Origin of the sequence: Bacillus sp. NPDC093026 (genome assembly GCF_044754665.1) — a bacterium.
GTDB lineage: Bacteria > Bacillota > Bacilli > Bacillales > Bacillaceae > Bacillus > Bacillus maqinnsis.
In genome coordinates, this window is record NZ_JBIVPN010000001.1 from 322674 (window position 1) to 348896 (window position 26223).

Genomic DNA, 26223 nt, shown 5'->3' on the forward strand with positions numbered 1-26223 from the left:
TTACAAATTCTCTCCCTATATGTTTGTTTATTTTAAATTAGAAATTCTTTCTGACTGACTTAAAATATCTGTTACACGAACACCGAAGTTCTCATCAATGACAACAACTTCACCTTTGGCCACAATTCGTTTATTAATCAAAATGTCTACTGGCTCACCCGCAAGTTTGTCTAGCTCAATGATACTTCCAGCGGAAAGCTCCAACACTTCTTTCACACTGCGCTGCGTTCTTCCAAGCTCGACAGTGATTGAAAGTGGAATATCCATCAGCATATCGAGATTTCCTAGCTGGTTCGTTGTGTGCTGAGGCTCACTGAACTCTTCAAATTCTACTGGGGCGACATTTACTGGTTCGGCCGGCTTTGGTTTCGCCTGTCTTTTTGGCGGTGCTGCTTGTTGCACTGGAGCAGACTGAGTTTGCGGCGCTACCTGCTCCGGTTTAGGTGCGCTTTGCGGTGCCGCTTGCATCACTTCTTCTTGCGCCGGACCTGTTAATTCTGCAATTAAATCCTTTGCAAACGTAATAGGGTACAGTTGCATAATATTAGAATCTATGAGTTCACCTATCGTTAATCTGAAGGACACTTTGACAAGCAATTCTTCAGCAGGAATCCGGTCTGTGCCTTCTCCTTCTTTCACATCCAGTAATTCAACTCGCGGCGGCGAAATATCAATTTTCTTATTAAAGACAGTAGACATGGATGTCGCAGCAGAACCCATCATTTGGTTCATTGCTTCTTGTACCGCACTTAAGTGAATTTCACTCAAAGAAGGATCAGCGTTCGTTCCATCTCCGCCCATCATTAAGTCGGCAATGACTGCAGCATCTGTTTGTTTAATGACAAGCAGGTTACTAGCACTAAAACCTTCTGTATAGTTCACTTCAATTGCTACATATGGATGAGGAAACTCCTCGTTCAACTTGCTTTTCTGAATCACTGTGACCGTTGGAGTTGTAATCTCCACTTTTTGACTTAGTAGTGTTGAAAGTGCTGTTGCAGAGCTACCAAAAGAGATATTTCCGATTTCTCCAATGGCATCTTGTTCCATTGCAGAAAGGACTGTTTCAGGCTCTATTTCTTCGTTGTTGCCTCCCTTTAGGAGCGCATCGATTTCATCTTGAGTTAATTTACTTCCGTTATTCTCCATCTTCTTCACCTCTTATGTCGTGATCTAGAATTTGAATCGCCTGTTTCCGATTCACGCGGCCGGCCTGTCCCAAGAATTTCGGTTTATTTCCGACCATAACAGTAAGAGGCGCATTAACTGGTTTGTCCAAGGTAATACAATCACCAATTTCCAAATTCAAAAACTCTTCCACCGTCATTTCCGATCGCCCAAGTTCAGCGACTACTGGAATTTTTGCCGTCATAATCCGTTGTTCAATGGCCTTTGTTTCTTCTTGTTTCGGTTCATTTCGATCAGACTGCATCCAGTAATGAAACGACAGCTTCGGAATGATAGGCTCTAATACGACGTGAGGAATACATAAGTTGATAACCCCACTTACCTCACCAATTTGCGTATTCAGGGAAATGACGACAACTGTTTCATTCGGAGAAACCATTTGAACAAACTGGGGATTCACCTCGAAATCAGCCATTTCTGGCTCGATGTCGGTTATGGACTGCCACGCTTCTCTGTAATTATCCAAAGCCCCCTCAAACATGTTTGAGATAATCTTTGTTTCGATTTCTGTAAGTGAATCTGTTTTATTATGACTAATGCCAATCCCGCCCATTAGCCTGTCCATCATGGCATAGCCAATTGTTGGGTTCACTTCAAGCATGATTTTTCCTTCAAGCGGGCTTACGTAAAATAAGTTTAATAAGGTCATATTAGGAATTGAACGAATAAATTCTTCGTAAGGTACTTGGTCAACAGAACTCACAGAAATTTGAATATATGATCTTAGCTGTGCTGAAAAGTGAGTGGTGAGCAGCCTAGCGAAGTTATCGTGAATCCTCGTTAAACTACGAATTTGATCTTTTGAAAAACGCAGTGCACGTTTAAAGTCATACACCTTCACTTTTTTCATTGTTTCTTCTTTTTTCAGCTCTTCTGCATCCATTTCCCCTGTAGATATGGCGGACAATAATGCATCGATCTCATTCTGGGAAAGCACTTCTCCTGACATTTCTTCACCTCCATTGTGTCAATTAATCGCCTCTATTGCAGATTAAAGGAGGTTATATAAACTTCTTTCACCTTGCCATCTTGCAAATAGTTGTTCACTCTATTTTTGACTTGTGTTTTAAAATGTTCTCTTCCTTTTTTGCCATCAATTTCATCAGCACTCGTGTCTGATAAAATGTCGATAACTGCATCTTTTACTTGAAAGTTTCGTTTTTCAAGCTCTTCTTTTGCTTTTTCGGAGTCTGTTTCAATATTTAATACAATTTTGACAGCATTTCCTTCAGACTTTAAGTTTGTAATGATTTCAGGAATTTCAACAGAAGCTTTTACGACTTCATCTGCTGTAGGCTCTTTTTTTGCTTTGGCTTCGCCTGACCCGTTAAGCAAGAAAAAGATACCTGCTCCAATTCCGACAATGGCAATAATCATGATGAGCATTACTACGACTAATTTCTTCTTCATTCAAACTCCTCTATTCCTTGATTCAATGAAATGACTTGGATTTTTCTGTAGAAAGAGATGATTTTCTCTTTGAGCTCTGTCTCGTCTTCTTTCACGACAAATTTCTTTCCATTGGATAATGTAATTGTCGTATCTGGGAAGCTTTCGATTTGCTCAATATGGAGAGCGTTGATCATAAATCCTTTGCCATTTAATCTTGTCACTTCTATCATGTTAAGCAGAGAAGCGATAAAACGCTCCCCCTACCTCCTATCGTTTCAGATTCACAAGCTCCTGCAGAATTTCATCAGATGTCGTAATCGTCTTTGCATTTGATTGGAATCCACGCTGGGCGATAATCATTTCTGTAAATTCGTCTGTTAAGTCAACATTTGACATTTCAAGTCTTCCTGTTTGAAGTTCACCTGTCCCTTGTTCACCCGGCACAATCGCATTACTTGGTGCACCTGAACTTAACGTTTGGCGGTATAGGTTGTCACCGACTTTGTCTAATCCTGCTGCATTACTGAACGATACAAGTGACACTTGGCCAACTTTTTGTGAAACATTGTTTTGCACAACCGAAATCGTTCCATCTGGACCAACACTGACACTTGAAGCACCGCTAGGAATGGTAATTTTTTGTCCATTCATGCCAAGTAGATAGTTTCCATCAGGTGTAACTAAATTACCTTCTGAATCAGGCTTGAAGTTTCCCGTTCTTGTGTAAAGAACTTCTCCTTGTTTTTCAATACGGAAAAATCCATCTCCGTTGATATAGAAGTCATATGGATCATCTGTGTTTTGTGCGGAACCTGGTTTCATGATCTTATCAATGGATGAAAGAGATGATCCAAGACCGATCTGCTTTGAGTTAATAGACCCTGAGTTATTTGTAGCTCCACCAGAGCTAGCAACAGTTTGACTCACCATATCTTTAAATGTAATACGGCTTTTTTTATATCCGTGAGTATTGACGTTGGCCACGTTATTGGACACGATATCTAATTTTGTTTGGAAGTTTTTCATTCCACTAATTCCTGAGTAAAGTGAGCGTAACATTTGTTTTCCTCCTCGATTTAACCTTACGATTTTTCTCCAACAGTTGTAACATCCCAAGGACTGACTTTTGTTCCATCATCAAGAACTAGGAAGTACTCGTTGTTTATGTTTTTAACAGATTTCACAGTGCCTGAAATTTCTTTGTCATCTTTTTTGCCGATTACTTCTTTTCCAATCCAGCCTACATACGTTGTAAATGGATCTTGATGTGCAACAAATGTGGACATGACTTTATTGAGCTGACCAATTGATTCGTTCATATTCATTTGCTGTTCTAACGAAGAAAATGTAGCGAGCTGAGTGACAAACTCACGGTCATCTATCGGATTGGTTGGATCTTGGTTTTGAAGCTGCGTAAGCAATATTTTTAAAAACTGGTCTCGGCCAAGCGTGTCTGTTTTCTTCGCTGCACTTGAAGAAGTGTCCGTTGTTGCGGCTGTTCTAAGTGTAGAATCAACAGTTGCCATTATATCTCCTCCCCTTCTTTGTCTGATAGAACAAGCGCATCTAAAACGTCTTGGAATTCTGCATCCTGTTCATCAGACTTCTTCGGATCTTGTTCTTTTGGCTGCTGGTGCTTGTTTTCTTCACTAAACTGTCCGAATAACGGCTGTTCATTTGATTGCAGCGGTACATGAAATCGGTCAACTTGAACCGACATATTCGGAAGTGCCTGCTTTAGTTGCGGCAGATGATGTTCTAACAGCTCTTTCGCTGCTTGTGTTGAGGCTGTGATTTTACTCGCATATACACCATTTTGTTTCGTTAGTTGAATGGTGATAAACCCAAGATTTTCTGGGTTTAATCGAACTGTAAAGCGTCCACTTGAGTTTCCGAATGGAGTAAACTTCATTTGTTTCCATGTGTTTAAAATTTGCTGATCAACCGTACTAGGTTTTTCATCAGTTAGTTGCGTCTGCTGAACCGGAGAAGCAGATTGCAATTGGAAAAACTGCTTATGTCCTGATAAAAGCGTTTGGATAGGTATCTTTTCAGAAGAAGCAGGTGAAGCGGCATTTTGTCCTTTTACCCCTTCTTTTTTGATGAACCATTCGAGTGATGCAGCACTTTTTGATGGAGACGTGAGGGGAACTTCATTTCGTGGAGAGAGCATTTCTTTTAACTCCCCTAGAGAAATTTTCCACTCTTTGTCAGATCCTTTTGCACTTGCCATCATATGGTCAATTAATTGGTTGAACTGTTTCAGCTCACTTTGCGACATTTCGCTTAGCTTTGAGGCTGAGCCTTGCGAGAAAAACTGCTCTTTTACCTGCTGAATGATCTTCTCATCTGCACCGTTTTTTGAAAGAAAATGGATGAAATCCTGACCTTTATCTTGAATATCCTGCACAAGCTTTGCATCAAACTTGAGCGGCTGCTGGTTGATCAATTGATATAAGAAAAAGTGGACTTGTATGAGCTGTTCTCCGTGTGCAGCTACTGGTTTGTTATCTTGATCACCATATATGGATGATTCCATTTTTTGAAATAAAGCGTCTAATGACTGAAGATCAGATTGACCAAGCTTTTGACCTTGCAAAGCTTGTAGTGCTTGGAGTAGATCGCCATCAATGCCATCTTCAGGTGATTGCATCCATTTTTCAATGATTTGCATCGCATCATCAATTGAAAGAAGGGTTCCCGCTGGCTGTGAATCGACTTGGCTGCTTGGAGCACTTGCGCCCCCAAGCAACTGCTTAAACAACCCGCTTACTGATTTCACATCGCCTCCTTTAAGTCCGGAAAGGCTCTGAGAAGGTTGCTGTAATGCCCCTATATCCAGTAGTTTCACTTATTGTCCACCCCCATTTTCACTTTCTTCCTTTTTGGCTAGCTCCTTTGTAAACGTCGCTGCCTTCTGAGGTGTCAATTTCGCTAAAATTTCTGTCAGCTTATTTTTACTTAACTCTTCAAGAATCTTCAAAGCCTCTTTATCACTTAGTTCTGATAGAATCTTTGCAGATTTCCCTGCATCCATGCTTTCATAAATGCTGGCAATCTTCCCTTTTGGCTTTTGATTAGATGATGCCGTATCAGAGGTCGTGCTTGTTGAGTTATTATCTGATGAACTGTTGTTTGACGTTTCGTCTGTTGAGTTTTCAGATGTTTTTTCAAGTGATTTGATTTTCTGATTAAGTCTTTTAATCTCTTCATCACTTGTTTTTAAGTCTTTTTGTGCAATTTCGAGTTCATTCTTTTGCTCTTGAATGGTCTTCTTCAATGCTTTCAACTCTGCTTCACTCTGATCATTATTTGAAGATGACGATTTTGAGCTGTCATCTGAATCAACCAAGCTGTTAATGACTGGAATGTTTTGGAGCGGTTTCTTTAGATCAAAACCAGCAATATAAAGGATAGTGCCAGTCACAATAACGAGCACGATCAGTGGGATGATGACAATAAACAAGATCCATTGAAATTTACCGCTGCCTGATTCCTTCACTTTTTCCTTCTTAGGCATTCATCTCGACTCCTAGTGTCCTTGAAACATGAATTGGCTAATAGAGATATCATCCATTTCTTTCATTTCTTTTGCCTTATGTTCAAGGGAAAACTTTTCGAATTGCTTTTCTTTCATTATTTCAAACTTTTTAAACTCAATGTTTTTTTCCGTTAAATCTGATTGTTTTTCATTCATTTGATGACGTTTCATGATCACTAGTTGCTGATAATGATGAATCGTGTTATCTAAATTGGTCACAAATTGCTGATAGTGACGCATTTCTTGAACACTCATTCCGCTTCTCAGCTTTTCTTCTTTGCTTTTTTCCATAAGCTCCTTTTTACTCATATTTTCATAGAGTTTTTCAGCGACTTGTTCAAATGCCGAAACGGATTGTTGATACGCTGCGAGTGACTTGTCTTTTTCACTTTCTTTCAGTTCTAAGAGTTTTTGAAATTTAAATTGATATTTCACTGTTTTTGTCAACCCTCTCTATTCATCAAACTGAGCAACAAATTCACACTGTCTTCAAGAGATACGGCCTCTTCTACATCTTGCTTCAAAAAAGAAATCAGATGGGGATAAGCCTGCATGGCCTCATCAATATCCTTAGAGGAGCCTTTTTTGTATGCTCCAATGTTAATGAGGTCCTCAGCGTTTTGATAAGTGGATAAAAGCTGGCGGAACCGATTAGCTGCTTCCTTGTGATCATGACTTGCAATATTACTCATGACACGGCTGATGCTTTTCAGAATATTCACAGCAGGGAATTGGCCTTTGTTAGCTAAAGCCCGATCAAGCACAATATGACCATCTAGAATGCCCCTGACTGTATCTGCAATCGGTTCATTCATATCGTCGCCATCAACTAGTACCGTGTAAAAGGCTGTAATGGAACCAAGCTGATTCGTCCCAGTTCTTTCAAGCAATTTTGGCAGTATAGCGAACACTGAAGGTGTATAACCTTTTGTTGTAGGCGGCTCACCAGTTGCAAGTCCTATTTCCCTTTGTGCCATTGCTACCCTCGTGACAGAGTCCATCATAAACATGACATTTTTGCCTTTATCTCTGAAATACTCTGCAATTGCAGTCGCTGTAAAAGCGGCCTTCATTCTCGTCAGTGCGGGCTGATCAGAGGTTGCTACAACAACAATAGATCGCTTTAGACCTTCAGAACCCAAATCCTTTTCGATAAACTCACGAACCTCACGTCCACGCTCTCCTACAAGTGCGATGACATTTAAGTCAGCTTCTGTCTGCTTTGCAATCATACCCATTAATGTACTTTTCCCAACACCGCTTCCTGCAAAGATCCCAATTCTCTGTCCAGTGCCAACAGTTAAAAGGCTGTCGATCACTCTCACACCAACGCCCATTTTTTCTCTAATAGGCGGTCGGTCCATTGGATTCGGAGGAGATTGATCTGTTGAAACAGGTGCAAGCCCTTTTGGAAGCATACTGCCATCTAGCGGATGTCCGAATGCATCAATCACTTCACCAATTAACCCAGTGCCCACTTTTACCTTTAATGACTCACCTGTCGCTTCGACTAAACTTCCTGGTGAGATATTAGATGCTTCAACATAAGGCATGAGCAAAATGTTCTCATCCCTAAAACCGACGACTTCTGCTTTAATAGGATGATGTTGACTCCCTTTTTTATGGATGAGACAAACATCTCCAATCGAACTTTCTGGTCCCTTTGATTCGATCATTAGCCCAACAACTCGATTGACTTTACCAAACCGCTTGTAGGGATCGGCTGTTTCAATCGCTTCTTTTAATACATCCATGTTCATTTGTGGTCACCTGAATCAATGACTTCTAATAATTTTTCTTTCAACTGATTCATTTGTGTATCGACACTCGCTTCAACTTTTCCAAAGCTTGTTTCTACATAACAAGTTCCCTTTGGCGCTTTTTCATCCGTGTAAATGGCGAGGTGTGTATCCTTTTGAAGAATTCTGATCAATTCATCTTTATGATTCATAACATGTTCATAATTATCAGGGTCTACATAGATGGAAATGTCGTCATATTCTTTCACTTCTGACATTACCTGCTTCACGAGGGCAAAAAATTGATCTTTACTGTCCTCAGTTGCATACCAGACTCGTTTGGCGAGTTGGAAGGCGAGTTCAATAATTTTTTCAGCAGAGCTTTCAATTTTTGCTTCGTAATCTTGTTTAGCAAGTCTGACAATGTTATTTCCTTGATCAAGAATAGATTGATACTGCACTTTGGCATCTGCTTCTCCCTTTTGAAAGCCTTCTTGATAACCTGCTTGTTTTGCTTCTTCAACTAACTGTAATCTTTCAGCTTCAAAGTCGGCTCGACGCTGTTTGATTTCGACCATTGTCTGTTCTAATTTTCTGTTTGCTTCTTCTAAAATACGGCTCGCTTGATCTTCAGCATCATTTAGAGTCGGTTGCGTTTCGTTGACCGGATCTTTTCCGTGATGTCCTCGTTTAAACTCCACTTGCTGCAAAGGAATTGTTTGCCGGCCTTGCTCAGGAATAACAGATGTTTCATATTTGATAATCCTAGACAATGATATCGTCTCCTCCACCTCGAGCTATGACGATTTCTCCAGCTTCTTCAAGTCTTCTTACAATGCTGACAATACGTGTTTGTGCTTCCTCCACATCTCTAAGCCGAACAGGTCCCATAAACTCCATTTCTTCTTTGAACGTTTCGACCATTCGTTGAGACATATTGCTGAAGACAATTTCTTTGACTTCTTCACTTGCCACTTTGAGAGCAAGTAACAAGTCATCATTTTCAACATCTCTGATCACGCGCTGAATCGCTCTGCTATCAAGGGTGACAATGTCTTCAAAGACAAACATACGTTTCTTGATTTCATCAGCAAGTTCAGGATCTTGAATTTCAAGTGTATCTAAAATGGTTTTCTCTGTTGCACGATCTACACCATTTAACACCTCAACAACGGCTTCGACTCCACCTGTTTGCGTGTAGTCTTGCGTAAAAGTTGAAGAAAGTTTTTGTTCAAGGATACGTTCTACTTCATTGATGATCTCTGGAGACGTTCGATCCATTAAGGCAATTCTTCTCGCAACCTCTGTTTGTACTTCCTCATCTAATTCAGAAAGGATTTGCCCAGCCTGAACTGGATCTAAGTAAGAAAGAATGAGCGCAATGGTTTGTGGATGCTCCTGCTGTATAAAGTTTAAGATTTGCTCTGGGTCAGCCTTTCGTGCAAAATCAAATGGCTTTACTTGAAGAGAGGATGTCAATCGGTTTAAGATACTATCCGCTTTGTCCTCACCAAGCGCTTTTTCAAGTACTTGTCTTGCATACATAAGACCGCCTTGAGATATATAGTCCTGTGCGATGGCAATATTGTGAAATTCTTCGATGACCTCATCTTTTTTACCAGTATCTACACTTCGTATATTGGAAATTTCTAATGTTAACTTTTCTATTTCGTCTTCAGACAGATGTTTGTATACAGATGCTGACACGTCTAGCCCTAAGGAAATCATTAGGATTGCTGCTTTTTGTCTGCCTGTTAGTCGATTTGTATCTTTTCTCGACATGTGTATTCCTCCTAATCCTCGGACAGCCAGCTGCGTAGCAATTTAGCAAAGTCTTCTGGTTTTTCTTTTGCCATTTTTTCAAGCTGATGTTTTCTCACCATTTCTTCTGTTTCTGGTTCAGTATCGATATCAGGAACATGAATGGGTGTACGTTCATCAAGATCAAATTCGTCGTCTTCTTTTCTGCGTTTACGCACAAGAAGAATAATGAGAGCGATGATTGCAAGTAGTAGCACACCGCCTACAATATAAATCCAGATCGGAATATTGTTTGATGGGTTATCGCCTTCTGTTTGCTGTTTACCATCTAATTTTGATACGGATAAAACGATTTTGTTATCTAAATCATCTTGAGTGAGCGCTTGACCATTTGTGTATTCTTTGTCAATTGATGTACTAATGATCGTTGAAAGGATTTTTTTAATATCATCTTGTCTTTCAGATGTTAAAGAGTTGGCATCATTTGCTGTTGGCGGTTCAACCAATGCTTGAATGCCAATATCTCTTATTTTATAAGGACTTTCTTTAATATCTTTATGAATGCGATTTACTTCATAATTGATACGATTTTCGCTCTTTTCGTAATCTCCGCTTCCATTTGCTCCATCAGCACCTTGATAATTTGTGACATCATCATCGCCTGTTCCAGCTGTCCCTCCAGCTGCTGCCCCATTGCCTGAATATGTTTCAGCAATCTTTTCAGCACTGACAGCGATACCTTGCATGTTTTCTTTATCAACTGGTTCTACAAGGTCTTCTTTTCTTTTTTCTTCAGTAAAGTCAATGTCCGTTGTGACCGATACGGCTACTTTATCTTGACCCATCATTGTTCCTAGTAGTTGTTGAATTTTCCTTTGAAGATTTTTTTCAATCTCTTCTTTTTTCTGCTGCTGTGCATCCATTCCACTTGCATAGGAATCGGAACTGCTGTTTAAGTCGTAGTAGTTTGAATCTTGGTCCATAATGACAATGTTTTCTGTTTTTAAATTTGGCACACTTTTTGAAATAAGATGATAAAGGCCTTTTACTTGTTGCTGAGTAAGCGTGTAGCCAGGCTGAACTTGCAACACAATTGATGCTGATGCATTACTTTGCTCTTCTCCAACAAAAACGGAATCTTTTGGCAGGTTAATCATCACCTTTGAATCTTTAATCCCATCAATCGTGTTGATCAGATTGGTTAGTTCTGTTTGAGTCGCGTCTACTTTCAGAACATCAAATTCATTATCTGTTAAACCGAAGCCCGAATTGTTTGCAAAGAAGGAATAATCGATACTTCCTGTCTTAGGAAGCCCTTCTGCTGCAAGTGTCACTTTTAAAGAGTCTGCTTGCTTCTCTGGAACTAGAATTGTTGTTCCATTGTTTGCAAGTTCCGATTTCACGTTTTTGCCATCAAGCTCCTGTTTAATTTGCCCTGCTTCTTCAGCAGACAAATCTCTAAACAATGGAACCATTTTTTCAGAAGAAGCAAAGATGCTAACAACCGTAATAATGATTGCTAGGGCAGCAACGCCGCCAATCATGAGTATTTTTTGTAATTTTGATCGATTTCGCCAAAACTCAACTATTTTTGTTCTTAATTGCTTTAAAGTACGATTCATCTTAACCCCCGGTCATTCCATTCAGTCTTATTTTGTCCGCCAGCACCTCCTACATCTGCATTCTCATAATCTCTTGGTACGCTTCGACTGCTTTATTCCGAAACTCCGTCGCAGCTGTGAGTGTCACACTCGCTTTTTGTGCAGCAATCATGACTTCATCGAGATTAACGTCTTTCCCTTGTGCAAGTGCATTTGTATACTGATCTGATTTCAACTGTGATTGATTTAATGCCTCAATGGAATTCTTCAGCACATCAGAGAAGTTTGTTTGACTTTTAGGTGCGGTCGCCTGCAGGGGCGATGCATTTGTCAATTCACTTGCTTGCTGAGTGGTTTGAAGCTGGAAAGGAGATATTGCATTCACCAATTCTTTTCACCTTACTTTCCTATTTCTAAAGCTTTCATCAGCATGCTTTTATTCGCATTTAGTGCAGTCACGTTCGCTTCGTATGATCTTGAACTGCTGATGAGGTCAACCATTTCCTTTAATGGATCAACATTTGGTGTTTGAACATATCCATTTTCATTGGCGTCGGGATTTGTAGGATCATATTGAAGGTTGAATGGAGTTTCGTCTTCTGTAATTTTTGATACTTTGACGCCATTTCCTAATCTGCCGCTTGAATTCATACTTGAGTTCAAAATAGATGAAAATGATTCACCTGACGGCTGTAATGTGACAAGTTTGCGTCTATAAGGCTCCCACTTGCCATCAATCTGTTTAGCTCTTGTTGTATCCATGTTTGCAAGGTTGGAAGACACAACATCCATTCTGAGTCTCTGTGCTGTTAATGCTGAGGCCGAAGCGTTAACGCCTGAAAAAATCGACATCACTTACCTCCTGTCAAAACTGTTTTGAGAGAATTGAACTTCCCGCTCATTCTTTCAACCAAAGCATTATACTGAATTTGGTTTTTAGCGAGTTCACTCATCTCTTGATCAATATCGACATTATTTCCGTTTTCTTGATAAGAAGTACGATTACTTGAGACGACTGAATAATTAGACCCTGTTTCAGAAAAATCAATGTGCCCTTGGTATGTTTTATTGGCATTTAATTTAATTGATGCATCATTTAGCATATCATGAAACACGAGATTTTTTGACTTATAGTTCGGTGTGTCTATATTCGCGATATTGTTACTTATGACTTTTTGCTTAATATTTGCTCTACCTAAGGCACTCTCAAGGTTGCTTATCGTTCCAGAAAATATATCCAAAACCATATACCTCCAATCATATGTATTTCATTCCAATTATTCATGTCGAGATTTGTAAAAACCCTAACTTCATTGTAAGAAATAATAGGATTAAAGTCTATGATGTATCTGTAAAAAAAACTCGTAATATATATCTATTTTATGAATGGTAATAAAGACCTAGATTCAAAGCACTAATAATTGTAAAGGGTTTCTTGGAAAAAAACGTGTTATTTTTTTTGGTCAAATCCTCATTTTTCATACAAAAAACCCTTTTCAGCGTCTATTTCCGCTTGAAAAGGGTTTTTTATTAATGGGATTTTAAATTTTCAAGTTCAATTAAAAATTTGTTGTTTAACACTTTAATGTATGTTCCTTTCATACCGAGAGAACGAGATTCGATAACACCCGCACTTTCAAGTTTACGCAAAGCGTTTACGATCACTGAACGAGTAATGCCAACACGGTCAGCGATTTTACTTGCAACGAGCAGACCTTCATTTCCATCAAGTTCTTCAAAGATATGCTCGATCGCTTCAAGCTCACTATATGAAAGAGAACTAATCGCCATTTGTACTACAGCTTTACTTCTTGCTTCTTCTTCAATTTCTTCTGCTTTTTCACGGAGAATTTCCATCCCAACGACCGTTGCTCCGTATTCAGCAAGAATTAAATCATCATCTGTAAACCGATCTTGTAGGCGAGAGAGAATTAAAGTTCCTAAGCGATCTCCGCCCCCGATAATTGGCACTATGGTTGTCAAACCTGATTGGAATAAGTCACGGTTCTCAATTGGGAAAGCCGTATATTCACTGTTGATATCCAAATTAGAAGACGTTTCAGGAATATTAAATAGGCTTTTTGTGTATTCTTCTGGGAATTGACGGTCTTCAAGCATTTTTTTCATACGGGCATTTTCAATCTGTTGATTGATTGAATAACCGAGAAGTTTCCCTCTTCTGCTTAACACAAATATGTTTGAATCAATAACATCTCTAAGTGTTTCCGCCATCTCTTTGAAATTAACTGGTTTCCCCGCTGCAGCTTGCAGCATTGAGTTAATAATCCTTGTTTTTTGTAATAACGCCATCATACTGATCCTCCTAGATTACTTTTATTCATTTGTTAAAGTATAAATTGACTTAAGTCTTTGTTATTTGCAATCTTTCCTAGCTTCTCTTCTACATACTGAGGGGTAATGGTGACTGTTTCCATTGTAATATCAGGTGCCTCAAATGACAGCTCTTCAAGCAGCTTTTCAAGTATTGTATGAAGCCTTCTTGCACCAATGTTATCCGTCTCCTGATTGACGTGATAGGCCACTTCGGCAATCTTATGAATAGCATCGTCAGAAAATTCAAGAGATATACCTTCTGTTTCAAGTAAAGCTTTATATTGCTTTAATAACGCGTTATCTGGTTCCGTTAAGATTTTCACAAAATCTTCTATACTTAATTTATCTAATTCTACACGAATTGGAAAGCGTCCTTGCAGTTCTGGAATTAAATCTGACGGCTTCGCCATATGAAACGCACCTGCAGCTACAAACAAAACATGGTCCGTTTTCACAGCTCCATATTTCGTCATCACTGTCGAGCCTTCAACAATCGGTAAAATATCACGTTGAACCCCTTCACGAGAAACATCTGCGGATGATGCACCGCCGCTTTTGGCAATTTTATCGATTTCATCAATAAAGATAATGCCTTGCTGTTCTGCCTTTTGGACAGCTTCCTGACTGACTTCATCCATATCAATCAGCTTTGAAGCTTCCTCAGCAGTTAAAGCTTTTCTTGCTTCTCTCACTGTCAGCTTTCTGCGTTTTTTCTTTTTAGGCATAAGGTTGCTGAGAGCATCTTGCATATTCATGCCCATTTGCTCCATACCCGAGCCTTGTAGCATATCAAACATGGAAGGCTGCTGCTCTTCAACTTCGATTGTGACATAGTGATCTTCAAGCTCGCCCATTGCTAGCTGATGGGCAATACGTTTCCTTGAGGTTTCAAGTTCTACTTCTTCATTTGAGTCCTCTCGCTCACGGTCATCCGTATTAGAGCTGCCAAACAGCATTTCAAGAGGACTTTTCACAGATTGGCTTTTTTTCTTACTAGGCACTAATAAATGAACAATCCGCTTGTTTGCTTGTTTCTCTGCTTCTTCTTGTACATCGCTCATCTTCTCTTCTTTGACGAGTCTAATTGCTGTCTCAACTAAATCTCTCACCATTGATTCTACGTCACGGCCGACATAGCCAACTTCAGTAAACTTCGTCGCTTCCACTTTAATGAAAGGAGCACCAGAAAGACGTGCAATTCTCCGAGCGATCTCGGTTTTCCCTACACCTGTTGGTCCAATCATTAAGATGTTTTTCGGAACAACTTCATCCTTTAGCTCATCATGTAAAAGACTTCTTCTGTAACGGTTTCTTAAAGCCACCGCCACTGCTTTTTTCGCATCAAGCTGACCAATGATGTATTGATCAAGCTTTTCAACTATCTCTCTTGGGGTGAACGGCTTTTTCTCCATACGTCTCATGTCCTTTCTATTCAAGCTCTTCTAAAGTGATTTGATCGTTCGTGTAGACACAGATTTCTCCTGCCGTTTCAAGAGCAGCTTTCGCAATATCACGGGCTGAGAGGTGATCACCTGCATGTTTTTTAAGTGCTCTCCCAGCGCTAAGTGCATAATTGCCGCCTGAACCGATCGCTAAAATGCCATCATCTGGCTCAATGACTTCTCCAGTACCTGATACGAGTAGGATACTTTCTTTGTTCATCACAATCAGCATGGCTTCAAGCTGTCTAAGCATCTTGTCGCTTCTCCATTCTTTTGCCAGTTCGACAGCCGCTCGTTTTAAATTACCACCATATTCTTCAAGCTTCGTTTCAAACTTTTCAAAGAGTGTAAAAGCATCTGCCACTGATCCTGCAAACCCTGCCAGCACCTTACCTCCGAAAAGACGACGTACTTTTTTTGCTGTATGTTTCATTACGACAGCCTGACCGAACGTGACTTGACCGTCGCCAGCCATTGCACTTTTCCCTTTATGCTGAACGGCAAAGATGGTTGTTGCATGAAATGATGACATCAAAAAACCTCCTTTTATGATCGTTTAAAGGCCCTAGGGTGATGAGACATGTACGTCTTTCTTAAAGAATCCTTTGATACATGCGTGTACACCTGTGTTGATGATAAATTTGAATGACCGAGAAGTTCTTGCACACTTCTCAAGTCCGCCCCTTCGTTCAACAGGTGTGTGGCAAAGGTGTGCCTTAACATGTGCGGATGGATATGTAATGTGCTTGACGCCTTCTTCATTAATTCAGTCAGGATGTATCGAACACCTCTATCTGTGAGAGGTGCTCCGCGCTGATTCAAAAACACTTGTGCCTCAGCACGGTCTTTCCGCTTAGCTAAAAGTTTCTTCCGTCCATCCTCTAAATAAGTAATGAGCGCTTCATGTGCATATGACCCGAAAGGAACATATCGCTGCTTGCTGCCTTTCCCATGAACAAGCACTGTATCCATCGTTAAATCAAGATCAGATTCTTTTAATGAACATAACTCACTGACCCTCATACCAGTTGCATAAAGAAGTTCTAAAATGGCCTGATTTCTTTGCCCAAGTGGTGTACTTAGATCAGAAATCGCAAAAAGTTCTTTTAGTTCCTCTTCATACAAAAATGAAGGAATTCGCTTATCCTGTTTTGGTAAGCTAACGAGTAAAAAAGGATTTTCTTTCACAAGCTGTTCTCTTACTAAAAATTTATAAAAGCTGCGAAGTGCAGAGACTTTCTTACTAATCGTTCTTCTTGTAAGGCCTTTTTCATAAGCTTCTGTTAAATAAATTCTCGTATCTTGATAGGATACCTCTTCAAAAGCGTTTATTCCTTGAATGTTCATAAATCTGACAAACTCTTCAATGGCTTCTGTATATCCTGAGATCGTCAAAGCTGAATAGTTTTTTTCAATTTGCAAATATTCAATGAATAAGTGGACAAGACGCTGTTTATTCGTCATTTTTACACCTCTTTAAGGCTTTTAAATGGTATCACATAACCTGCTTTTCGTGCAATGTTTTACTACAGAGATTTCGAAATAGTTTGAATAGTTTCGATTGCGCGCTTAGCGTACTCTGCATACCGCTCTTGTTTGTTTTTGATTCTCACGCCAAGATCTTTTAGCAAGCCAAAGTTTGCATTCATCGGCTGGAAGCTTTTCTTGTTTGTTGATGTGATGTAATGCGCCATGCTGCCAATGACTGTTTCCTCAGGAAGTGTGATAAGTTCTTCTCCTTTGATTAAACGAGCTGCATTAATACCAGCAACTAATCCTGATGCAGCAGACTCTACATACCCTTCAACGCCTGTCATTTGTCCTGCGAAAAATAGGTCATCTCTGTTTCTGAACTGATAAGTTGGTTTTAAAAGGCTTGGCGAGTTAATAAATGTATTACGGTGCATCACACCATAACGAACGATTTCTGCTTGTTCAAGACCAGGAATCAAACGGAACACTTCTTTTTGATCGCCCCACTTGAGATGTGTTTGAAAGCCGACGATGTTATATAAAGTACCTGCTGCATCATCCTGCCTTAATTGAACAACAGCGTAAGGTCTTTTTCCTGTTTTAGGATCTTCAAGTCCTACTGGCTTCATCGGGCCAAACAGCATCGTTTTCTTTCCTCTTTTCGCCATAACTTCAATTGGCATGCAGCCTTCAAAGAAGATTTCCTTTTCAAACTCTTTTAAAGGCACCGTTTCTGCAGAAATTAACGCTTCATAGAAACGATTGAATTCCTCTTCGGTCATTGGACAGTTTAAATAAGCTGCTTCTCCTTTGTCATAGCGTGACTTTAAATACACTTTGTCCATGTCAATGCTATCTTTCTCCAAGATTGGCGCCGCTGCATCGTAGAAATATAGATACTCTTCACCTGTTAGCAATTTTAATTCTTTTGAGAGTGCTTCAGATGTAAGTGGTCCTGTTGCGATAATCGTTGGACCTTCTGGAATGCTCTGCACTTCTTCTTGAAAAACAGTGACATTTGGGTGATTCTTGACACGATCTGTGACGTTTGCTGCGAATTCATGACGATCTACTGCAAGTGCACCACCAGCAGGTACAGAACTTTCATCCGCTGCTGCAATGATGGCAGAATCTAGATAACGCATTTCTTCCTTTAAAACACCAACTGCATTTGTTAAAGCGTTGGCGCGAAGTGAATTACTGCATACAAGCTCAGCAAATTTATCCGTGTGGTGAGCAGGAGTTTGTTTCACAGGTCTCATTTCATAAAGATGGACTTTGATGCCACGTTTGGCCATTTGCCATGCTGCTTCACTTCCTGCTAAACCTGCTCCGATCACATTTACAAATTGACTCATTGTACAACTCTCCTATTTCGTCAGTTCTATTTGATGACATAAAAAAGCAGGTGAACAAGGCTGCTCACCGCTATTTTTGTTGTTCCTCTTTATAGTCACAATTGACACATTGAACTTGAACGCCTTTTTTCAGTTTTTTCTCTACAAGCATATTTTCGCATTTTGGACACTTTCTTTCAATTGGTTTGTCCCAAGAGACGAATTCACACTCTGGGAAACGATCACAGCCAAAGAAAATACGTCGTTTCTTTGATTTTCTTTCAACAATGTTTCCTTCGTGGCATGTTGGGCATTTGACGCCGATATCTTTTACAATTGGTTTTGTGTTTCGGCAGTCAGGGAAATTAGAGCATGCCATAAACTTACCGTATCTGCCCATTTTGTACACCATCGGATGTCCGCACTCTTCACAATTAACCCCTGCGTATTCAGGTTCTATTTCAACCTCTTGCATTTCTGCTTCTGCTTTTTCTACCCGTTTTGCAAAGTCCTGATAGAAGCTGTCGATAATACGAACCCATTCAATCGTTCCTTCTTCAACGCTATCGAGTTCTTTTTCCATTTTAGCAGTAAATTCGACATTAATAATTTCTGGGAAGAATTCCATGATTAAGCTGAGCACAATTTCTCCAAGCTCTGTTGGAATAAATCGTTTGTTATCAAGTGCCACATAGCCACGTTTTTGAATTGTATCTAAAGTTGGTGCGTAAGTAGACGGTCGACCAATGCCAAGCTCTTCAAGCGTTTTAACAAGTCTTGCCTCAGTGTAGCGCGGAGGCGGCTGTGTGAAGTGTTGTTCTGGTTCGATATCTTTTGAAAGAACCGTATCACCCTCTTTGAGATCAGGAAGCATTTTGTCCTTTTCTTCAAGCTGATCGTCCTTGCTTTCAACATATACCTTCATGAACCCAGGAAACTTCACCTTACTGCCATTTGCACGGAAAATAAGACCATTATTTTCAAGATCAACACTCATTGTATCAAGAACAGCTGGCGCCATTTGACTTGCTACAAATCGTTCCCAAATTAGTTTGTAAAGACGAAGCTGATCTCTACTCAGCACATGTTTTAAATCTGCTGGCTTTCTTAATGTAGAGGTCGGGCGTATTGCTTCATGTGCATCTTGTGCATTTTCGTTCTTTTTTACGGAACGCTTTGCTGTATTTAAGAAATTCTTTCCGTAAGTTTGATCAATGAACGCTGATACTTCTTCCATTGCAGTATTTGAAATACGCGTTGAGTCTGTTCTCATATATGTAATGAGCCCTACTGTACCTTCTTTGCCAAGATCAATTCCTTCATATAATTGCTGAGCAATCATCATGGTTTTTTTCGCACGGAAGTTTAATTTTCTTGCTGCCTCTTGCTGTAGTGTTGACGTAGTGAATGGCAAAGCTGGATTGCGTTTTCGTTCTTTTTTCGTCACTTTTTCTACAGAAAATTGTTTTCCTTTTAATTTTGAAAGGATTTCTTTTACATCTTCTTTTGTTTTCAGTGGGTGTTTTTTGCCATTTATCCCAAAGAAACTTGCTTCGAAGGTTTCTTTCCCTTTTAGGAACGTACCATCAATGGTCCAGTATTCCTCTGGTTTGAATTCATTAATTTCATTTTCGCGATCAATGATGAGACGGAGTGCAACAGATTGAACACGTCCAGCACTTAAACCTTTTTTTACTTTTTTCCACAAAATCGGACTGATTTTATAGCCAACGAGACGATCTAAAATTCGTCTTGCTTGCTGTGCATCAACTAAGTCCATATTGATCATACGCGGATGCTTAAAAGAGTCTTTAATCGCATCTTTTGTAATCTCGTTAAAGACAACGCGACAATCTGAAGAGAGGTCAAGGTCAAGGCTGTGTGCTAAATGCCATGCAATTGCTTCCCCCTCTCTATCGGGGTCAGCTGCGAGATAGACTTTTTTCGCCTTTTTCGCTGCTGTTTTCAATTCCTTTAAAACTGGACCTTTTCCGCGAATCGTAATATATCTCGGTTCAAAGTTGTGCTCAGTGTCTACACCAAGCTGACTCTTAGGTAAATCCCTTACATGCCCCATTGAAGCCTTTACTTTATATTTTTTTCCTAAATAACGTTCAATCGTTTTCGCCTTTGCTGGCGACTCAACGATGACTAAATAATCAGCCATACTCAAAATCCCCCTTAAGAGGTGTTCTCTCTTTATACATTACACATTTCATATTTATGTTAATTGCACCAATCAAACAGGCAATCGTAAAAATTCTTTATGATGAACATTATTATAAACACGAAAAACAAAGTGTAAACTTAAATCCTCACTATTATTAAATATTCCTATGTCTTTTGTCAAACGATATTTTTATAAGGGTTCAGTATATTGAACGCCGTTAAAGGAGAATTCCTCTAAAATATCCTTTGTCGAATGAACGAGCTTTGCCCCTTGTTGAATGAGTCTTGCAGGACCAGAGGAGTTAGGGTCAAAGATAGAACCGGCAACAGCAAATACTTCTTTTCCTTGCTCTAGTGCTTGATAAGCTGTAATCAAAGAACCGCTCTTTTCTTTACATTGGATGACAATCGTCCCTTTCGTCAGTGCACTAATCAAACGGTTTCTCATCGGAAAGTGCCACTTCTCTGGTTTAATATATGGCGGATGCTCTGACAAAAGCAAATGATGTTCTCCCATGTAGTGAGCCATTTTCACATGTTCCTTTGGATACAAATGCTGAAAACCGCCAGCCACTACACCAATAGTTTTCCCTTGTTGCCCAATGCACTCCTTGTGGGCGAGTCCATCAATTCCTTTTGCTAAACCACTGACAATCATCCAATCTTCCTTGACGAGTTCACCAACAAATTTCTTCACACATTCTTTTCCATAAGATGATGGCAAACGTGTGCCCACTACACCTAAACTTTTTTCTTCATTTAAATAAGATACGTTTCCTTTTAGGAATAACACAGGGGGAGGATCATAAATGTTTTTTAAAGTGTCAGGATATAATGATGATGTGATGGGAATCATGTGAATGTTTTGCTTTAAATAGGCTTGAACGATGCGTTGAAAAATGGGGAATTCGTTTTCTTCGGCTTGTTTTAAGCGAGTGAAATCGATTGTTTGTAATGATCGATCCTGCATGAAATGATGCTTTTCTTCATTTATATATAACTCAGGATCGACTTTCCACCATTTTGTTAACAAAGAGGGTGAGATGAGGCCTTTTAAGCGGTGAAAAATCATTCTTTCGGACACATTGTACATACCATTCCTCCAATATAAGATAGATAGAAAGAAGAAGACTTGTCAAAGAACAAGTCTTCTTGTGTTATTAATGCGTTTTACAAGCTTCGAAGAGATTCTTCTCTTTTAACACTTTAATTAGTGTTTCTCCCATGACAGATGGTGTCTCTGCCACTTCAATTCCACATGCACGCATTGTTTTTATTTTTTCTTCAGCTGTTCCTTTACCGCCAGAAATAATCGCACCAGCATGGCCCATACGTTTTCCTGGAGGAGCGGTTTTCCCACCAATAAAGCCGACAACTGGTTTTGTCATATTTGCTTTTACCCATTCCGCTGCTTCTTCTTCAGCTGTACCGCCGATCTCACCGATCATAATGACAGCATGCGTTTCAGGGTCTTCATTGAATGCTTTTAATACATCAATAAAGTTTGTCCCGTTTACTGGGTCACCACCGATACCTACAGCTGTAGATTGTCCAACACCAGCCTCTGAAAGCTGATGAACCGCTTCATATGTAAGCGTTCCAGAACGAGAAACAACACCAACATGACCTTTTTTATGAATGTAGCCAGGCATAATCCCAATTTTACATTCTTCAGGTGTAATCACACCAGGACAGTTCGGTCCAACAAGCCTTGTTTTCTTCCCTTCCATATACCGTTTCACTTTGACCATATCAAGAACCGGAATATGCTCAGTAATACAAATAACAAGCTCAATTTCAGCATCGACTGCTTCTAAAATGGCATCTGCTGCAAATGGTGCAGGTACATAGATCACAGAAGCGTTTGCTCCAGTTGTCTGTACGGCCTCAGATACAGTATTAAATACAGGAACTCCTTCTACTTCAGTTCCACCTTTTCCAGGCGTTACACCACCAACAATATTAGTTCCGTAATCAATCATTTGTTTTGTATGGAACAATGCGGTTGAACCGGTAATCCCCTGAACAATTACTCTCGTATTTTTATTAATAAATACACTCATTTAGGTTTCCTGCCTTTCTGCTCTACTTCACTAAAGATACAATCTTTTCTGCCCCGTCAGCCATAGACTCAGCAGAAGTGATATTTAAGCCTGAATCACGAAGGATTTTTTTCCCTAATTCAACGTTTGTTCCTTCAAGACGTACAACGAGTGGTAAAGTTAAACCGACTTGCTTGGTCGCTTCAACTACACCTTCTGCAATGACATCACATTTCATGATACCACCAAAAATGTTAACGAAAATCCCTTTGACATTTTGATCAGATAAGATGATTTTAAATGCTTCTGTTACTTTTTCAGCTGTTGCACCGCCGCCAACGTCTAGGAAGTTTGCAGGGTCACCGCCATAATGCTTGATGATATCCATCGTAGACATCGCAAGACCTGCTCCATTGACCATACAGCCAATATTGCCGTCTAGTGAAATGTAGCTTAGATCATATTTAGATGCTTCAATCTCTTTTGGATCCTCTTCATCAAGGTCACGGTATTCTAATATATCTTTTTGTCTATATAGGGCGTTGCTATCAAAGTTTAATTTTGCGTCAAGCGCCATGACTTTTCCATCACCTGTTACAACAAGTGGATTAATTTCGGCAATGGAGCAATCTTTTTCGACAAAAGCTTTGTAAAGGCTTGTCATAAACTTAACAGCTTGGCCAACAAGTTTTGTTGGAATATTAATTTTAAATGCAACTTCTCTCGCTTGATAAGCTTGAAGACCAATCGCTGGATCAATGACCACTTTTACGATTTTTTCGGGTGTTTGTTCTGCTACTTCTTCAATTTCAGTACCGCCTTCTTCTGAAGCCATCAATACGATTCTTGATGTCGCTCTGTCCAAAACGAGTCCAACATAGTACTCTTTTTGAATATCGCAGCCCTCTTCAATAAGTAAGCGTTTTATTTCCCGTCCTTCTGGTCCAGTTTGATGAGTGACAAGTGTCTTACCGAGCAATTCCTCTGCAAACCCTTTCACTTCATCTTTTGTTTTTGCAATTTTTACCCCACCTGCTTTACCACGGCCGCCTGCATGAATCTGTGCTTTTACAACATATACAGAGCTCCCTAGCTCTTCTGATGCTTTCACGGCTTCATCAGGTGTAAATGCTACTTTACCATTTGGAACTGAAACCCCATATTTTCTTAGGATTTCTTTTCCTTGGTACTCATGGATATTCATTTCCCATCCTCCCAACATATGTAGAAACAAGAATTATAAAATAGACTGCGCTTTCATTTTAAAGAATAAAAAAGAGAATGTCTAGGGTTCTATGTAAAATCGTAAAATCCTTCTAAACATTCAAACTTTTATTTTATTAAAAATATAAATTTTTCAACCAAATCACTTTTTTTACCTTATTTTTTCATTTTTTGATCCAATCGATAGATAAACGAAAAAATTTCTGCTACAGTATCGTATAATGCTTCTGGTATTTCCTCATCAAGCGTTAAATGGCGCATGAGTTCAACTAAATTAGGGTCTTCTTGGATGGGAACCCCTGACTTTTTAGCTTCTTCAATAATATGCTCTGCCACATAGCCGCTTCCTGTTGCGATGACTTTTGGCGCCTTTTGTTTTTCCTCATCGTAATGTAAAGCGACCGCTCTTCTAAGCGGTTTGGAGTCCTTCATACTCGTAAGTCCAGCCCTTTCTCGCTGATTTTATGAAAGTGTTCATCTAGAAAGTGAGACGGATCTACTTGCTCTTGTCTCTTTTTCGCTGTAATACCAGTTAAACTGAAGCCTAGGGCATTTAAATTCTCTCGAACAGTTGGAATCATTGGATTAATTGTACCTTGAAGTTCATGGTTGGTCTCTACTGTAATGGCCATCACCTTTTGCTGAATTGTACAGTCTATTAACGTTTCTTCAAGATTCTCCATATGTAAGTAAAACATTAAGCGACACTGAGACATATCAATTGAACCGTCTTTTTTCTTATGACCTTTTAGAATAAAGGTCAAATCTTGGACACTATGCTTTGAGAAAAGAGGATAGGAGACAATCATTTGACTGATCGTCTGGCTCTCCTGTTGTACAAACAACTGCCCATTTAATCTATGAAACAATTGATCCACTTCTCTTTTTACTGGTTCCGGTAGATCCGCCTGTCTGACCTCATTCAAGACTAGCTTTAATTGTTGAAGCTCCTGACTTTTAATATCTTGGCTTCCTTTTTCAAGTCGTTTTAGCATCCCTATTTCATCTCGCACACCCATGGCTTTTTTCATTGTCATGAGTAAATCGAGCACATCCGCTTTATTACTTAATGCCGGTTCAGCCTGTTGAATGATTTTAGCCAATGCCTTTGCCTCTGTTTTTGTCAGAAACGGGAATTCTTCTTGAATTAATGATGCTTTAGATTCAGCCTGATTTGCTGTCTGCTTTAGTCCTTGAAGTAATGTTATTAATGGTTTCATTTCTGATCCTTGATTTCCTTCAGTGGTTTGTTGCATGATGCTTGTGAGTATTTGCTCTATTTTATGCACAGGGATCGGAAGCTGTCTTTGTCCTAATGGTTGCTGCTGTGTGCTTGACTGATTGAGGTGTTCTGTCTGTCGCCCTTGTTGAGCGAATGATGCTGGGCTATTTTCTTCTTGCTGAGAAAGATTGAGACGAGCTGGCTCCTGCTTCATTGCACCGTCTTTAACGGCTAGAAGCACTGATAAGAGCTTTTCGGCATGGACGGTGGTCTCTGCATCTATGACTGAACGAACGGCTTGTATAAGGGCTTGTGTTGCGCCTGAGTGCTTTGGTAGCTGCAATAGTCGATCAAGCAGCGCAGTCATATCTTGATGAAGGGTAGTAGATGATTTCACCGCTAATATAGACTGAAGCACACCTTGCTGTATCGGTAAATCTTTTTTTAAAGCGAAGAGGAGTGCCTGTAACCCTTTTTTGACATCAGCTCCTTGAAACTGTTCTATCCATTTCACTGCAGTCTTTAATTCTGTTTCGTTTATGACTGATTTCTCTTTTAAAAAGGCTGTAGCTGTTAACATGCTTTCAAGCCCATTTTTAAGCGATAATCCTTCTAATAGTTTTGTGGCTGCATCTTTTAGCGTCTTAGGGTCTTGATCAAACTGTTGAACTGGTCTTAGCTTGTTGAGACCTTCGCTCACTTGTTCAAATTGGAACCAATAGAACGCATCTGCCTTTAGCTGTGCTGCAAGCTGTGCTTTTATTTTAGTAGAGCCTATTTGAACAAGTGCTGTATCATCTCCAAGCATTTTCAATACTTTTCCGAGGATCAGCCGGTGAACATTTTCCTTTCCTTCTGTGATGAAAGGAACAGTTTCTGCCGTATTTAACCGGCTATTTAGTGCTGTATGTATGTCTTCGAGTCTTGTCAATGCAGGCAGCCTCCTTGTGTCAAAATTTATGAAATAACAGCTCGAACTGGTGCAAATGATACTCTATGAATGGGTGTAGCGCCATATTTTTGAATGGCAGCCATGTGCTCTTTTGTCCCGTACCCTTTATGTTTCTCAAATTGATACTCAGGGTACCTACGTCCGTATTCTTCCATCATCTGATCCCTAGTGACCTTTGCAATACATGCACCAGCAGCAATGGATGCACTTTTTGCATCCCCTTTTATCATATTTTCTTGCCTAATATTTAGTGGCAGCGTCATCGCATCAATGAGAAGATAGTCAGGTGTATGTGTTAACTGTTGCACGGCTCTCACCATTGCTAGTCTTGATGCCTCGTAAATATTTATTTTATCTATAGTATTCGCATCAACAATGCCGATTCCAATATCAAGCGCTTCATCTTGAATCATGTCGTAATAGGTCAATCTTTTTTTCTCAGATAATTGCTTTGAATCGTTTAAACCAAGAAGAACAGCATCTTCTTTTAATATCACGGCAGCTGCCACAACTGGTCCGGCCAGAGGCCCTCTTCCTGCTTCATCTATGCCAGCGATACATGTAAACCCTTGTGCTTTTGCTTGGTTTTCGTATTTTAGCATGTTATTCCATGCTGCTTGTAGTTCTTGTTTCTTTATTTTCTCTTTGTGCCATTTTGCCATGAGCTGCTGGACACTTTTTCTTGTATCATCTTTGACAAGTTCACGGATGTACGCCTCATCTTGCGTGTGCTCTTCTATGAGTGCTTTTATTTGCTTTACAGTATACATGAGCTTTATCCGTCCTCCTTCTTTATATCGGCAGTT

The 26223-nt window shown here is 39.8% G+C and carries 28 protein-coding genes; all 28 read right to left on the reverse strand.

The annotated features are described in order from the left end of the window. Positions 1 to 27: 27 nt before the first annotated feature. A complete protein-coding gene (fliY, locus tag ACIQCE_RS01605; protein WP_400493319.1) occupies positions 28 to 1149 on the reverse strand; it encodes a flagellar motor switch phosphatase FliY in 1122 nt (373 codons plus the stop codon). Beyond that, complete coding sequence (fliM, locus tag ACIQCE_RS01610) at positions 1139 to 2137, reverse strand: flagellar motor switch protein FliM (RefSeq protein WP_400493320.1); 999 nt, start codon at positions 2135 to 2137, stop codon at positions 1139 to 1141. Before fliM ends, fliY begins: the two co-directional genes overlap by 11 nt. A 32-nt stretch (positions 2138 to 2169) precedes the next feature. Then, positions 2170 to 2598 carry a flagellar basal body-associated protein FliL gene (gene fliL, locus ACIQCE_RS01615; RefSeq protein WP_353855750.1) on the reverse strand — a complete coding sequence of 143 codons (429 nt, stop codon included), beginning with the start codon at positions 2596 to 2598 and terminating at the stop codon, positions 2170 to 2172. Beyond that, positions 2595 to 2810 (reverse strand): swarming motility protein SwrD, encoded by a 216-nt coding sequence (gene swrD, locus ACIQCE_RS01620; RefSeq protein ID WP_353855751.1) that lies wholly within the window; start codon positions 2808 to 2810, stop codon positions 2595 to 2597. The genes fliL and swrD overlap by 4 nt, the downstream gene beginning before the upstream one ends. 37 nt (positions 2811 to 2847) lie before the next feature. Next, positions 2848 to 3639 (reverse strand): flagellar basal body rod protein FlgG, encoded by a 792-nt coding sequence (flgG, locus tag ACIQCE_RS01625; protein ID WP_400493321.1) that lies wholly within the window; start codon positions 3637 to 3639, stop codon positions 2848 to 2850. Positions 3640 to 3662: 23 nt separating this feature from the next. Next, positions 3663 to 4106, reverse strand: coding sequence for a flagellar hook assembly protein FlgD (gene flgD, locus ACIQCE_RS01630; protein ID WP_400493322.1), 444 nt, complete (start codon positions 4104 to 4106; stop codon positions 3663 to 3665). After that, positions 4106 to 5431 (reverse strand): flagellar hook-length control protein FliK, encoded by a 1326-nt coding sequence (locus tag ACIQCE_RS01635; protein WP_400493323.1) that lies wholly within the window; start codon positions 5429 to 5431, stop codon positions 4106 to 4108. The genes flgD and ACIQCE_RS01635 overlap by 1 nt, the downstream gene beginning before the upstream one ends. Then, complete coding sequence (locus tag ACIQCE_RS01640) at positions 5432 to 6100, reverse strand: MotE family protein (protein ID WP_400493324.1); 669 nt, start codon at positions 6098 to 6100, stop codon at positions 5432 to 5434. A gap of 12 nt (positions 6101 to 6112) precedes the next feature. Then, positions 6113 to 6556 (reverse strand): flagellar export protein FliJ, encoded by a 444-nt coding sequence (gene fliJ / locus ACIQCE_RS01645; RefSeq protein WP_353856554.1) that lies wholly within the window; start codon positions 6554 to 6556, stop codon positions 6113 to 6115. Positions 6557 to 6564: 8 nt separating this feature from the next. Continuing rightward, entirely contained in the window at positions 6565 to 7881 is a 1317-nt protein-coding gene (gene fliI / locus ACIQCE_RS01650) for a flagellar protein export ATPase FliI (RefSeq protein WP_400493325.1), read from the reverse strand. Then, positions 7878 to 8633, reverse strand: a complete 756-nt coding sequence (fliH, locus tag ACIQCE_RS01655) for a flagellar assembly protein FliH (protein ID WP_400493326.1) — start codon at positions 8631 to 8633, stop codon at positions 7878 to 7880. The genes fliI and fliH overlap by 4 nt, the downstream gene beginning before the upstream one ends. Continuing rightward, on the reverse strand, positions 8626 to 9642 hold the full coding sequence (fliG, locus tag ACIQCE_RS01660) for a flagellar motor switch protein FliG (RefSeq protein WP_353855758.1): 1017 nt from the start codon (positions 9640 to 9642) through the stop codon (positions 8626 to 8628). Before fliG ends, fliH begins: the two co-directional genes overlap by 8 nt. Before the next feature lie 11 nt (positions 9643 to 9653). Continuing rightward, the gene (gene fliF, locus ACIQCE_RS01665) at positions 9654 to 11243 is read right to left on the reverse strand and encodes a flagellar basal-body MS-ring/collar protein FliF (protein WP_400493327.1); all 1590 of its coding nucleotides are present in this window, start codon (positions 11241 to 11243) and stop codon (positions 9654 to 9656) included. Between the two features lie 49 nt (positions 11244 to 11292). After that, positions 11293 to 11610: a flagellar hook-basal body complex protein FliE gene (gene fliE / locus ACIQCE_RS01670; protein ID WP_353855760.1), complete on the reverse strand. Its 318-nt coding sequence runs from the start codon at positions 11608 to 11610 to the stop codon at positions 11293 to 11295. An 11-nt stretch (positions 11611 to 11621) separates the two neighbouring features. Further along, positions 11622 to 12074, reverse strand: a complete 453-nt coding sequence (gene flgC, locus ACIQCE_RS01675; protein ID WP_400493328.1) for a flagellar basal body rod protein FlgC — start codon at positions 12072 to 12074, stop codon at positions 11622 to 11624. Then, a complete protein-coding gene (flgB, locus tag ACIQCE_RS01680) occupies positions 12074 to 12463 on the reverse strand; it encodes a flagellar basal body rod protein FlgB (RefSeq protein ID WP_400493329.1) in 390 nt (129 codons plus the stop codon). The genes flgC and flgB overlap by 1 nt, the downstream gene beginning before the upstream one ends. A gap of 289 nt (positions 12464 to 12752) precedes the next feature. Next, positions 12753 to 13532: a GTP-sensing pleiotropic transcriptional regulator CodY gene (gene codY / locus ACIQCE_RS01685; protein WP_353856555.1), complete on the reverse strand. Its 780-nt coding sequence runs from the start codon at positions 13530 to 13532 to the stop codon at positions 12753 to 12755. Between the two features lie 35 nt (positions 13533 to 13567). Beyond that, positions 13568 to 14968, reverse strand: coding sequence for an ATP-dependent protease ATPase subunit HslU (gene hslU / locus ACIQCE_RS01690; RefSeq protein ID WP_400493330.1), 1401 nt, complete (start codon positions 14966 to 14968; stop codon positions 13568 to 13570). Between the two features lie 16 nt (positions 14969 to 14984). Next, on the reverse strand, positions 14985 to 15530 hold the full coding sequence (gene hslV / locus ACIQCE_RS01695; RefSeq protein WP_400493331.1) for an ATP-dependent protease subunit HslV: 546 nt from the start codon (positions 15528 to 15530) through the stop codon (positions 14985 to 14987). A 14-nt stretch (positions 15531 to 15544) separates the two neighbouring features. Further along, positions 15545 to 16462: a tyrosine recombinase XerC gene (gene xerC / locus ACIQCE_RS01700; protein WP_400493332.1), complete on the reverse strand. Its 918-nt coding sequence runs from the start codon at positions 16460 to 16462 to the stop codon at positions 15545 to 15547. A gap of 62 nt (positions 16463 to 16524) precedes the next feature. Next, positions 16525 to 17829: an FADH(2)-oxidizing methylenetetrahydrofolate--tRNA-(uracil(54)-C(5))-methyltransferase TrmFO gene (gene trmFO / locus ACIQCE_RS01705; RefSeq protein ID WP_400493333.1), complete on the reverse strand. Its 1305-nt coding sequence runs from the start codon at positions 17827 to 17829 to the stop codon at positions 16525 to 16527. A 70-nt stretch (positions 17830 to 17899) separates the two neighbouring features. Next, positions 17900 to 19975, reverse strand: a complete 2076-nt coding sequence (topA, locus tag ACIQCE_RS01710; protein ID WP_400493334.1) for a type I DNA topoisomerase — start codon at positions 19973 to 19975, stop codon at positions 17900 to 17902. Between the two features lie 192 nt (positions 19976 to 20167). Next, positions 20168 to 21070 (reverse strand): DNA-processing protein DprA, encoded by a 903-nt coding sequence (gene dprA / locus ACIQCE_RS01715; protein WP_400493335.1) that lies wholly within the window; start codon positions 21068 to 21070, stop codon positions 20168 to 20170. Positions 21071 to 21137: 67 nt separating this feature from the next. Continuing rightward, on the reverse strand, positions 21138 to 22040 hold the full coding sequence (gene sucD, locus ACIQCE_RS01720) for a succinate--CoA ligase subunit alpha (protein ID WP_353855769.1): 903 nt from the start codon (positions 22038 to 22040) through the stop codon (positions 21138 to 21140). A gap of 22 nt (positions 22041 to 22062) precedes the next feature. Next, positions 22063 to 23223, reverse strand: coding sequence for an ADP-forming succinate--CoA ligase subunit beta (gene sucC, locus ACIQCE_RS01725; RefSeq protein WP_400493336.1), 1161 nt, complete (start codon positions 23221 to 23223; stop codon positions 22063 to 22065). A 176-nt stretch (positions 23224 to 23399) separates the two neighbouring features. Further along, complete coding sequence (locus tag ACIQCE_RS01730; RefSeq protein WP_353855771.1) at positions 23400 to 23675, reverse strand: FlhB-like flagellar biosynthesis protein; 276 nt, start codon at positions 23673 to 23675, stop codon at positions 23400 to 23402. Then, on the reverse strand, positions 23672 to 25396 hold the full coding sequence (locus ACIQCE_RS01735) for a glycosyltransferase (RefSeq protein WP_400493337.1): 1725 nt from the start codon (positions 25394 to 25396) through the stop codon (positions 23672 to 23674). The genes ACIQCE_RS01730 and ACIQCE_RS01735 overlap by 4 nt, the downstream gene beginning before the upstream one ends. A 26-nt stretch (positions 25397 to 25422) precedes the next feature. Further along, positions 25423 to 26187 (reverse strand): ribonuclease HII, encoded by a 765-nt coding sequence (locus ACIQCE_RS01740; RefSeq protein ID WP_400493338.1) that lies wholly within the window; start codon positions 26185 to 26187, stop codon positions 25423 to 25425. Between the last annotated feature and the right edge of the window lie 36 nt (positions 26188 to 26223).